This is a genomic window from Bradyrhizobium semiaridum, from assembly GCF_020329505.1.
Lineage (GTDB): Bacteria > Pseudomonadota > Alphaproteobacteria > Rhizobiales > Xanthobacteraceae > Bradyrhizobium > Bradyrhizobium semiaridum.
On sequence record NZ_JAGKJJ010000042.1, the window covers coordinates 21,880 to 32,750 of the forward strand.

General features: G+C 64.9%; 14 protein-coding genes. 7 read left to right on the forward strand and 7 right to left on the reverse strand.

What is annotated here, in order from left to right:
* Positions 1–22: 22 nt before the first annotated feature.
* Together J6500_RS29435 and J6500_RS29440 are read right to left on the reverse strand one after the other, a co-directional pair.
* On the reverse strand, positions 23–760 hold the full coding sequence (locus J6500_RS29435) for an enoyl-CoA hydratase/isomerase family protein (protein WP_225716208.1): 738 nt from the start codon (positions 758–760) through the stop codon (positions 23–25).
* Positions 761–931: 171 nt separating this feature from the next.
* A complete protein-coding gene (locus tag J6500_RS29440) occupies positions 932–1,456 on the reverse strand; it encodes a cupin domain-containing protein (RefSeq protein ID WP_225716209.1) in 525 nt (174 codons plus the stop codon).
* A gap of 139 nt (positions 1,457–1,595) precedes the next feature.
* Between J6500_RS29440 and J6500_RS29445 the strand changes: the two genes are divergently transcribed.
* Positions 1,596–1,811 carry a CsbD family protein gene (locus J6500_RS29445; protein ID WP_225716210.1) on the forward strand — a complete coding sequence of 72 codons (216 nt, stop codon included), beginning with the start codon at positions 1,596–1,598 and terminating at the stop codon, positions 1,809–1,811.
* Between the two features lie 61 nt (positions 1,812–1,872).
* Here the strand turns inward: J6500_RS29445 and J6500_RS29450 are convergent, their stop codons facing one another.
* The 3 genes from J6500_RS29450 to ggt are packed head-to-tail and all read right to left on the reverse strand — an operon-like array spanning position 1,873 to position 4,962.
* A complete protein-coding gene (locus tag J6500_RS29450; protein WP_225716211.1) occupies positions 1,873–2,862 on the reverse strand; it encodes a D-2-hydroxyacid dehydrogenase family protein in 990 nt (329 codons plus the stop codon).
* Between the two features lie 29 nt (positions 2,863–2,891).
* Entirely contained in the window at positions 2,892–3,350 is a 459-nt protein-coding gene (locus J6500_RS29455) for an FKBP-type peptidyl-prolyl cis-trans isomerase (RefSeq protein ID WP_225716212.1), read from the reverse strand.
* Between the two features lie 25 nt (positions 3,351–3,375).
* Complete coding sequence (ggt, locus tag J6500_RS29460) at positions 3,376–4,962, reverse strand: gamma-glutamyltransferase (protein ID WP_225716213.1); 1,587 nt, start codon at positions 4,960–4,962, stop codon at positions 3,376–3,378.
* Between the two features lie 168 nt (positions 4,963–5,130).
* Between ggt and trhO the strand changes: the two genes are divergently transcribed.
* The gene (gene trhO / locus J6500_RS29465; protein ID WP_225716214.1) at positions 5,131–5,883 is read left to right on the forward strand and encodes an oxygen-dependent tRNA uridine(34) hydroxylase TrhO; all 753 of its coding nucleotides are present in this window, start codon (positions 5,131–5,133) and stop codon (positions 5,881–5,883) included.
* Positions 5,876–6,091, forward strand: a complete 216-nt coding sequence (locus J6500_RS29470) for a SlyX family protein (protein WP_225716215.1) — start codon at positions 5,876–5,878, stop codon at positions 6,089–6,091. Before trhO ends, J6500_RS29470 begins: the two co-directional genes overlap by 8 nt.
* Before the next feature lie 44 nt (positions 6,092–6,135).
* Here the strand turns inward: J6500_RS29470 and J6500_RS29475 are convergent, their stop codons facing one another.
* The gene (locus J6500_RS29475) at positions 6,136–7,023 is read right to left on the reverse strand and encodes a LysR family transcriptional regulator (RefSeq protein WP_225716216.1); all 888 of its coding nucleotides are present in this window, start codon (positions 7,021–7,023) and stop codon (positions 6,136–6,138) included.
* A 396-nt stretch (positions 7,024–7,419) separates the two neighbouring features.
* Here J6500_RS29475 and J6500_RS29480 point away from each other — a divergent pair, with 396 nt between their 5' ends.
* Genes J6500_RS29480 through J6500_RS29490 form a run of 3 tightly spaced genes read left to right on the forward strand, consistent with a single transcriptional unit; the run spans position 7,420 to position 9,838 of the window.
* Entirely contained in the window at positions 7,420–7,833 is a 414-nt protein-coding gene (locus J6500_RS29480; RefSeq protein ID WP_225716217.1) for a TadE/TadG family type IV pilus assembly protein, read from the forward strand.
* Between the two features lie 2 nt (positions 7,834–7,835).
* The gene (locus J6500_RS29485) at positions 7,836–9,506 is read left to right on the forward strand and encodes a pilus assembly protein TadG-related protein (protein ID WP_225716218.1); all 1,671 of its coding nucleotides are present in this window, start codon (positions 7,836–7,838) and stop codon (positions 9,504–9,506) included.
* 41 nt (positions 9,507–9,547) lie between these two features.
* Positions 9,548–9,838, forward strand: a complete 291-nt coding sequence (locus J6500_RS29490) for a PilZ domain-containing protein (RefSeq protein ID WP_225716219.1) — start codon at positions 9,548–9,550, stop codon at positions 9,836–9,838.
* A 76-nt stretch (positions 9,839–9,914) separates the two neighbouring features.
* Here the strand turns inward: J6500_RS29490 and J6500_RS29495 are convergent, their stop codons facing one another.
* Positions 9,915–10,100: a hypothetical protein gene (locus J6500_RS29495; RefSeq protein WP_225716220.1), complete on the reverse strand. Its 186-nt coding sequence runs from the start codon at positions 10,098–10,100 to the stop codon at positions 9,915–9,917.
* Positions 10,101–10,219: 119 nt separating this feature from the next.
* Between J6500_RS29495 and J6500_RS29500 the strand changes: the two genes are divergently transcribed.
* The coding region (locus tag J6500_RS29500) for a uroporphyrinogen decarboxylase family protein (protein WP_312018249.1) at positions 10,220–10,871 on the forward strand (652 nt) is incomplete at its 3' end.

The following is a 10,871-nucleotide window of genomic DNA, read 5'->3' on the forward strand; positions in this document are numbered from 1 at the left end:
AGAGAGAGAGAGAAAGCGCGCCCTATTTCCCCGTAAATCGCGGCTTCCGCTTCTCGGCGAACGCCTTCACGCCCTCCTTGATATCTTCGCTCTCCTTGATCTCATCGAGCAACCGCCGCGTGTCGGCGACGGTTTCCAGCGGTCCCTTCGGCATCGCCTCGCGTGCCAGTCTCTTCAGCGCACGCACAACCAGCGGTGCATTGCCAGCGATCTTCGCGGCCATCTCCTGCGCCATCGCGATGTGCCGGCCTTGCGGCACCACCTTGTTGACAAAGCCGATCTGATAGGCGCGCTCCGCCGACATCTCCTCGCCGACGAGGAGAAACTCCATCGCAACCTTGTGCGGCATCCGCGCCATCACCGATGACACCCCGCCCGCGGTGGTGCCGATCTTTCCCTCGGGATAGATGAAACGCGTCGTCCCCGACGCAACGCACAGATCGGCCATCTGCACCAGCACGAAGGCGCCGCCCACGACCCAGCCGGACGTCGCCGCGATCACCGGCTTGTCCAGTTCGACACCGAGGCCGGGCACCGCGTGCCACATGTTGGCGGGAAGATCAGCGACATCGGCGCCGACGGAGAAATACTTTTCCTCCGATGACGCCAGCACCGCGACGCGATCGCCGCTGTCGCGAAAGCGCAGCCAGGCGTCACGCAGCTCCGTGCACAGCGCGTTGTTGAGCGCGTTGTGCTTCTCGGCGCGCGCCATCGTGATGGTCGCGACGTGGTCGGCGCTCTCGTAGCGGACGAGTGTCATGGCAGCCTCCCCTTTTTTCACGCTGTCATTCCGGGGCAACGCGAAACGTCGAGCCCGGAATCCATTCATCCACCAACGCTGCGGCCGATGGATTCCGGGTTCTCGCGGAGCCTGTCATCGGGCCGCGCGTCGCGCGAACCCGTTGGCGAGCCCCGGAATGACGAAACGTCATCATTTCGTCTCATCCGGATGCCGGTGCACCGGATCGACCCACAGCACGGTCTCCGGCTTCTCCACCGGCTCGATGTCGAGATTGATCGCGACCGCCTCACCGTCGGAGCGCACCAGCACGCATTCCAGCACCTCGTCGCGGCTGGCGTTGATCTCCTGGTGCGGCACGTAGGGCGGCACGAAGATGAAATCGCCGGGTCCGGCCTCGGCGGTGAATTGCAGCTTCTCGCCCCAGCGCATCCGCGCCTTGCCTTTCACGACATAGATGATGCTTTCGAGATGGCCGTGATGATGCGCGCCGGTCTTGGCGTCCGGCTTGATGTTGACGGTGCCGGCCCACAATTTCTGCGCCCCGACACGGGCGAAATTGATCGCGGCCTTGCGGTCCATGCCGGCGGTCGACGGCACGTTCGGATCGAGCTGATCGCCGGGAATCACGCGGACGCCGTCGTGCTTCCAGCGCTCGTCGTCGTGATCGTGGTGGTGATGGTCGTGGGTATGGGTGTGATCGTGGGAACCGCTCATCGTTCTTGCTTTCGCGCATTGGTTTCGTCCGCGGAACGCTAGCCAAAAGCGCCGCGGCAGGCGAGAGGAAAATCGGAACAGCGCCGGAACGCTGCCATGTCCCGCCGCGTTGCCTTGCCACATTCTGAAGGAGCTATTCATGGGTAGCACGACCGACAGGATCAAGGGCACCGCCAACGACGCGATCGGCAAGCTCAAGCGGCGGTTTGGCGAGGCCACCGGCTCTCCGGCGATGCAGGGCCGCGGCGCGACGCAGCAGGCCAAGGGCAAGGGCCAGAAGGCGCTGGGCGGCGTCAAGCGGATCGTCAGGAACGCGGTCAACCGGGCGATCGGCGGGTCGGACTGGAAGTTCTGATCATCGAATAACCATCGACGACGGCCGGGCGCAACCGGCAGGTCGTTCACACCGGCGCAAGTCAAGCGCGCGGGCGCGCTTTGGTCAGCACATCCGGATTGACGACATTGATCGGCGTGCCTGCCGCATAGGCCACGATCTGATCGAAAATGTCGGTAAACTGCAGCTCGTATTCGTCGCGCGTGACGTAGCCAAGATGCGGCGTGCAGACCACGTTATCCATGTTGAGCAGCGGATCCGACGTATCGCGCAGCGGCTCCTTCTCATAGACGTCGACCGCGGCCATGCCGGGCCGCCCTGCGCGCAGCGCAGCGACCAGCGCGCCGGGCTCGATCAGCGGCGCGCGGCTGGTGTTGACCAGCAGCGCCGTCTCCTTCATCCGCGCGAGGTCGCCGGCCTCGACGATGCCGCGCGTCGCGTCGACGAGGCGCATGTGCAGCGACAGCACGTCGCAGCGGGCGAAGAAGTCCGCCTTGCTCGCAGCGGTCTCATAACCGTCGGCGCGCGCCTTGACCATCGCCGGCTCGCGCGCCCAGACCAGCACATTCATGCCGAACGCACGGCCGTAGCCTGCGACCACCGCACCGATGCGGCCGTAGCCATAGATGCCGAGCGTCTTGCCGCGAACGGAGTGGCCGACGCCGATCTGCCACTTGCCTGCCTTCAGCGCCGACATCTGCTGCGGGATCGCGCGCATCGCGGCCAGAATCAGGCCCCAGGTGAACTCGGCGGTGGCGTAGGACGGCGTATCGGCATGCTGGCTCGACGACACGATGATGCCGAGCCGGGTGCAGGTGTCGATATCGATATGCGGAAAGACGCTGCGCTGGCTGATCAGCTTCAGCTTCGGCAGCCGCTCCAGCAGCGCCGTGCGGATCTGCGTGCGCTCGCGGATCAGCACCAGCGCATCGGTGTCGCGCAGCCGCTCGGCGAGCACATCGACGTCCTGGACGTGGTCGTTCCAGATCGTGACGCCATAGCCGTCGAGCTTACGGAAGGCGTCGAGGGTGCGCAGCGTGTCGAAGTAGTCGTCGAGGATCGAGACCTTCATCGCTGCGCCTCCGCTTGTTTGCCTGCCGGCTATTTCACGCCCAGCAGCTCGACATCGAACATCAGCGTCGCATTCGGCGGGATGACGCCGCCGGCGCCGCGCGCGCCGTAGCCGAGCTCCGGCGGGATGATCAGCGTGCGCTTGCCACCGACCTTCATGCTGGCGACGCCCTCGTCCCAGCCCTTGATGACGCGGCCCGCGCCGATCGGAAACTCGAACGGCTCGTTGCGGTCGACGGAGGAGTCGAATTTCTTGCCCTTCTGGCCGTTCTCGTAGAGCCAGCCGGTGTAGTGCATGACGCAGATCTGGCCTGACTTCGGCGAAGCGCCGGTGCCGACCTTGCTGTCGATGATCTGGAGGCCTGAAGCTGTGGTCATGGGTTTTCCTGCGGTTTGGGCCGCTGCCATCTCGCTGACAACGGGCGTGGAGACCGCGGCCGCAATGCCGGCGAGCGCTGTCTTGATGATCGTGCGTCGCGAAGATCGCATGTGTCGTTCTCCTTGCTATTGGCGATCAGTAGCCGAGCGCGCAGCCGTCCTTGCGCGGATCGGAGCCGCCGGTCAGCGTGCCTTTGTCCCAGTCGATCCAGATCGCCTGGCCGCCGCCGAGCGGCGCCACCACGCTGGTGGTCTTGTGGCCGATCTTCCTCAGCCCTTCGACGATCTCGGCCGGCACGCTGTCCTCGAGCTGATAGACGCCCTCGTAGTGCAGGCCGCGCGGCATGTCGATCGCCTCCTGCACGTCGCAGCCATAGTCCAGCATGTTGGTCAGCACGTGGGTCTGGCCGACCGGCTGATACTGTCCGCCCATCACGCCGAACGGCATCACGGCGCGGCCGTTCTTGGTCGCGAGCGCCGGGATGATGGTGTGCAGCGGGCGCTTGCCCGGCGCGATGCAGTTGGGGTGGCCGGGCTGGATGCGGAAGCCGCCGGCGCGGTTCTGCAGCAGGATGCCGGTCTTGTTGGAGACGATCGCCGAGCCGAACGAATGCGCGATCGAGTTGATGAACGAGCAGACGTTGCGATCCTTGTCGACCACGGTGATGTAGACCGTCGAGGGATTCATTGGCGGCGCGACGTTGGGCAGGTCGAGCAGCCGGTCCATCCGGATATTCCTGATGTGCTCGTCGGCGAACTCCTTCGACAGGATGCCGGCGACGTCGACATGCGCATGCTGGGGATCGCCGATATACTGCTCGCGCATCATGTAGGCGATGCGGGCGGCCTCGGCTTCCAAATGGAATCGCTCGACGCTCAGCGGCTTGAATTGCGTCAGGTCGAAGCGCGAGAGGATGTTGAGCATCACCAGCATGGTGATGCCCGGGCCGTTCGGCGGGCACTGCCAGACGTCATGGCCCTTGTACATGGTGCCGATCGGCGAGGTCGTCTCGGTCGAATGCGCGGCAAAGTCCTCCAGCGTGTGCAGGCCGCCGATGCCGCGCAGCGTGTCGACCATGTCGGCGGCGATCTCCCCGCTATAGAATGCGTCGCGGCCCTTTTGCGCGATCGCGCGCAGCGTCTTGCCGAGTTCGGGCTGGCGGATCACGTCGCCGGCCACCGCCGGCTTGCCGTGCGGCAGCAAGTAGCGCTCGGTGTTGGTGCCGTTCTTCAGCTTCTCGAAACCGTTCTTCCAGTCGAAGGCGATGCGCGGGGCGACCACGTAGCCCTCCTCGGCGGCCTTGATCGCCGGCTGCAGCAGCCGGTCGAGCCCGAACTTGCCGTGATCCTTCAGGATCACGTCCCAGGCATCGACAGCGCCGGGAATGCTGACGGCGTGCGCCGAGGTCAGCGGCACCGAATTGATCTTGCGCTCGAGATACCAGTCCGCGGTCGCCGCCATCGGCGCGCGGCCGCTGCCGTTATAGGCGGTGATCTTGCCCTCGCCGCGCGGCTGGATCAGCGCGAAGCAGTCGCCGCCGATGCCGGTCGATTGCGGCTCGATGACGCCGAGCAGCGCGCAGGCGGCCACCGCCGCGTCGGCCGCCGTGCCGCCCTCGCGCATCACCTCGATGGCCGCAAGCGCGGCTTCCGGATGCGAGGTCGCCACCATCGCGTTCTGGGCGTGGACGGTGGAACGGCCGGCGAAATGGAAATTCCTCATGATGGAGAGCTCGCTTGATCGGGATGTGCTGACGCTGCGCGGCGGATGCCGCAGTACATGACACATTCATCCCCGGCAGGGCAATGGCTGGCATGCCAGAGGAATTATCACGATAACGCATGACTTTGCGGGGTTTCGCGCGCGGGGCCGGCCTGATAAACCCCCGCCATGCCGCTCAAGGTTGCCGCCCTCTATCAATTCGCCGCGCTGCCGGAGTTCCGCGCCTTGCGCGAGCCGCTGCGCGCACTCGCCGCCGGGGTCGATCTGAAGGGCAGCGTGCTGCTGGCGCCGGAGGGCATCAATGGCACCGTTGCCGGCAGCGCCGCGAGCATCGACGCCTTCGTCGCGGAATTGCAGCACGGCTCCCTGTTCGCCCGCCGCCTCGACAATCTCGAGCTGAAATTCTCCGAGGCTGCGCGGATGCCGTTCGGACGGCTCAAGGTGCGGCTGAAGAAGAAGATCGTGACGCTCGGCGACACCAGGGTCGACCCGAACCGGCAAGTCGGCACCTATGTCGCGGCCGCCGACTGGAACGCGCTGATCACCTGTCCCGACACGCTCGTGCTGGATACCCGCAACGCCTTCGAGGTCGCGATGGGCACCTTCGAAGGCGCGGTGGATCCGCGGATCGCCAGTTTCGGGCAGTTCAAGCAATTCGCCGCCGATCATCTCGATCCGGCCAGGCACAGGAAGATCGCTATGTTCTGCACCGGCGGCATCCGCTGCGAGAAGGCGAGCGCCTATCTGCTCGCGCAGGGCTTCGCCGAGGTCTATCACCTCAAGGGCGGCATCCTGAGATATCTCGAAGAGATGCCGGAGCGTGACAGCCGCTGGCGCGGCGAGTGCTTCGTGTTCGATGAGCGCGTCGCGCTCGGACACGGGCTGCGCGAACGGACAGGCGAGAGCGCTGCCGATGAATGACGCCGCGAAACTCAGCGAACGGATCGATGCGCTGGAGGTCCGCCTGACCTACCAGGACGAGACCATCGAGACGCTGAACCAGACCATCACCGCGCAGTGGAAGCAGATCGACGCGCTGACGCGCCAGATCGCCGAGTTGCGCGACCGGCTTCAGGATGCCGAGCGCCTTGCGCCGGGGCCCGCCAACGAGCCTCCACCGCACTATTGAACGGCGCCGCCGGGCGCGTCGGCACCGGACGAGCTACATGTTGCTCACATGTTGCTCACTTGGCGGATCGGCTTCGTGCTGGCGAAGAACAGGCTCGACAATCGCTGCACCATCGCCGTCGCGCGGCTGCCCTCGAGCCCCGGACGGACGCACAACAGGCGCCTGTGCACCGGCAGCTCAGGCAGATAGTAGTCCTTCGCCGACACGAGGAAGGACGGGATCATGCGCTCCGGGCACGCCGTCAGCCCGTATCCGGCCCGCGCCGCCTCCAGCCGCAGCTGATGGTTCGGGCTTCTGAACACGATCTTGTACGAGATGTTGTGCTTGGTGAGGGTGCGGATCATCCAGTCGTCGCCCGGCCAGGCCAGGATCGGGATCGGCGCGCCGGGACGCAGGACAAAATCCCGTGAACGTACCCACACCGAACGTTCCTCGGCCTCGGCGGCGATCGTCAGTTCGGCTTCGGCATCGAGCACCGGATTGCTGTAGAGCAAGGCGATGTCGATATAGCCGTCGATCAGTCCCCTGGCGACGGTCGCCGACATGTCGACGTGGACCAGGACATCGGTGAGCGCATCGGAGGGATGGAGCTTCAGAAACTCCTCGGCAAGCATCGTGCTGACGCCAAGTCGCAGCGGCTGTGGTCCCTCGTGATTGCCGCCGAGCCGAAGCAGCTGGTCATTTGCTTCGAGGATACGCCGCGCCTGCTGCACCGCGACTTTTCCGAGTTCGGTCGTTGTGGTGCCGTTGGCTGTTCTGACGAACAGTGCGCCGCCAACCAGGCTCTGCAATCGCTTCACCTGCGAGCTGATTGCCGGCTGGCTGAGACCGAGACGTTCTCCAGCTTTCGACAGACTTCCCGTTTCAGCAATGGCAACGACGGTGCGGACGATCTCGGTCGGGATATTCAAGTGTTGACGTGGTCTGTGCATCGCGAGCGCTCCAATCTCAGCACGGGACGCAATTACGATCTCCATAGTATGTCATTCAGCTATACTAACATTTGGTTGCACATTAGTTTAGCTGCAATTCTCAATGATGTCGGATTGCTTGTCGCCATATGTCGCAGGATATGTATCGTTACGTGCATTGCGATGGATCGATGAGGTATCCCACAGCCGAATTTGCTCAGGCGCGCGGCACCACCCCCGGGTTTCTGCGGGGATCGCATCAAATATTTTGATCTCCTCATCAGGCGCCGCAGGCCGATAACATCGAGCGCTCTCATTAGGGCCGATTGCCGCCACTGATTCGCGGAAGCGTTTTCATAGTTTTCCTTAATCAAAGCCTCGCAACGTGGCGCCACTGTTTGCGTTTCGAGGTGTGCAATGATCAGATTTTTCCGCTGTCGAAGTGGCGCATCCGCCGTCGAATTTGCACTGATGCTGCCGCTGTTTCTCGCGATCATATTCGGCATCATCGTATTCGGTTCATATCTCGCGATGGTGCATGGCGTGCAGCAACTCGCTGCCGAGGCAGCGCGTTCGTCGGTAGCCGGCATGACCGACACCGAACGCAGTAGCCTGGCGACGAGCTACGTCACCGCGAATGCTTCGACCTATCCGCTGCTGGTGCCCGGCAATCTCTCGGTCAGCGCCGCGCCGTCGCCGTCGAACGCCAATGTCTATGTCGTGACCGTCAACTACAACGCGGCTGGCAACTTCATCTACAGCCTGCCCTTCGTCCCTACTCCGCCGACGACGATCGCCCGCTCGGCGGCCATCCAGTACGGAGGCTTCTAACAATGACAGGGATCGTCAAGCTGTTGCGGCGTTTCGGCGCCGACCAACGCGGCAACTTCGCAATGATCAGCGCCGGCCTGATGACGCTCGTCGTCGGCTGCGCCGGGCTCGCGGTCGATCTCGGCACGATCTTCGCCGATCGGCGCAAGACGCAGAGCACGGCCGACCTCGCCGCCATCGTCGCCGCCGCCAATCTGAGCAATGCGACCAACGCGGCCACCGCGACGGTGACCCAGAACAAGTATCCGGCCAGCGCGCTGGTCAAGGTTGAAACCGGGACCTACACGGCCAACGCCGCGATCTCGCCGCAGGCGCGCTTCGTAACCCCGGCGGTCGGCACGCCGAATGCCGCGCGCATCACGCTCAATACGCAGACCCCGCTCTACTTCGCGCGATATCTCACCGGTGCGAGCAACTACACGATCAGGACGACCGCCACCGCGACGTCGACCGAAATGGCATCGTTCGCGATCGGGTCGCGGCTGCTGTCGGTCAATGGCGGCGTGATCAACGCGCTGCTCGGCAGCATGCTGGGCACGACGCTGTCGCTCTCGGTGATGGACTACAACGCGCTGATCAGCGCCAAGATCGACGCGCTGGACTTCCTGTCGGCGCTGGCGACGCGGGTCAATCTGACCGGCGTCACCTACAACGATCTTCTGTCCAGCAACATCAAGGTCGGCGACATCGTCGCTGCCGCACTGACGACGCAGCAGATCACCAATGGCGCAAACGCCGCGACCACCGCATTGTCGACGATCTCCCAAGCCGTGACCGGCAGCCCGACCAAGATCTCGCCCGGCACGCTGGTCGATCTCGGGCCGTTTGCCAACCTCACGGTGGGGCAGAAGCCGAAGGTCGGCGCCAGTGTTTCGGTGTTCGACCTGATTTCCACGGTGGCGCAGATCGCCAACGGCAACCATCAGATCGCGACTTCGGTCAATCTCGGCCTGCCCGGCATCGCCGACGTCTCCGTGCTCGCGACCGTCGGCGAGCGCCCGGTCGGATCGAGCTGGATCGCGGTCGGCACGCAGGGCGTCAGCGTCCACACCGCGCAGACCCGGCTGCTGATCTCGGTCAAGGTTCTCGGCAGCGGCAGCGTCTCAGCGATCAACCTGCCGATCTATGTCGAGGTCGCCTCGGGCACCGCGACCCTCAACACGGTGTCGTGCGGTCATCCGAACATCAGTACGTCGCAGGTCGCGATCGGCGTCACGCCGGGAATCGTCGACGCCTGGATCGGCAACGTGACCGTCGCCGACATGAACAACTTCACGACCAAACCCAACCCGCCGCCGGCGACGCTGGTCAACGTGCTCGGCATCGGCGTCACCGGCCTCGCTCATGCCGGCATGGGCAACACCACGCCCACGAACGTGAATTTCAGCTACAGCGAGATCCAGTCCGGGACCAAGAAGACGGTGAACACCACCAACTTCCTCTCGTCGCTGACGGGCAGCTTGCTCGGCGACCTCTCGCTTCAGCTCAATCTCGGCCCGCTCGCGCTGCCGATCCCGGGTTTGACGGCCGCGGTTGCCGGCATCCTGAACGGCGTGACGAGCCCGGTGGACCAGGTGCTGGCGTCGCTGCTCGCGACGCTCGGCGTCGGGCTCGGCCAGGTCGACGTTCAGGTCATGGGCATCCGCTGCGACGGCGCGGTGCTCGTGAACTAGGGGGACGACTGCGACGGGCATCGCATGGGCAGGAGATTGCGGTGAGCACAACAACAAGAAGATACAAGACCGACAGCCAGCGAACCATTCTGATGAAGCGCGGAACGATCTTCTTCCGCGACGCCAGCATCGGCTGCCTCGTGCTCAACATCTCGACCGGAGGCGCGGGGCTCGCGCTGGAAAGCGATGTCGCGGTTCCGTTCGCCTTCGACCTCCAGATCGAGAACGAACCGATGCGCAGGCGCTGCACGATGGTCTGGCGCCTGGAGCGCCGGCTCGGCGTGACCTTCGAATCCGACCGGATCCCGCGCCCCGAAGGCGGGCCGAGCTAGCGCAATGCGCGGCGAGCCGGTCGCCGCGCATTGAAACCGAATTGCGTCGTGGTTAGCGGCCGGTGCGATATACCAGCTAATTGTCCCGTTTGCCGTCCGGCTTTGACGGGGCGGGCTGCGTCACGCTGACCGGATCGGATGCCGGGAAGGTATCCTCCAGGCCCTCCTTCAGCCGCCTGTGGGCCTTGCGGTCCGCCGCCTGTGCGTCGTTCGGCTTCTCGGCATGCTTGTCATGCGCAGCGGGGTCGAATTTCTCAGCCATGCGGTCCTCCATCCGCGCAACAACGCTCCCGCGCGCGCACCGGTTCCAGATCCGCCTTGGCCCACGGCAACGCACCGTGTATCAGGGGCGGCAAATTTGACCTGACCAGGAACTTTCGCGTGCCCCAGGATTCCGCGACCAAGCCGTTGATCGATGTATTGTCGGGCCGCCGGCAGAGCGTGCCGCCCCTGTGGATGATGCGGCAGGCCGGCCGCTATCTGCCGGAGTATCGCGAGCTGCGCGCCAGGGCCGGCAGCTTCCTCGATCTCTGCTTCACGCCGGATTATGCAGCGGAAGTCACGCTGCAGCCGATCCGAAGGTTCAACTTCGACGCCGCGATCATCTTCTCCGACATCCTGGTGATCCCCTACGCGCTCGGCCGCGCGGTGCGCTTCGAGGCCGGCGAAGGCCCGCGGCTCGATCCGCTGAATACGCCGGATGAGATCGCGGCGCTGGCGACGCATGCCGATTTCGGCAAGCTCGAGCCGGTCTATGAGACGTTGCGCCGGGTCCGGCGCGAGCTCGCGCCGCACATCGCCCTGATCGGCTTCTGCGGCGCGCCGTGGACGGTTGCGACCTACATGGTGGCCGGCCAAGGCACGCCGGATCAGGCGCCGGCACGGATGCTCGCCTACCGCCATCCGGACGCATTTGCGCGAATCATCGACGTGCTGGTCGAGAACTCGATCCGGCACCTGGTCGGCCAGCTCAAGGCCGGCGCCGATTGCGTGCAGGTCTTCGACACCTGGGCCGGCGTGCTGCCGCCGCGCG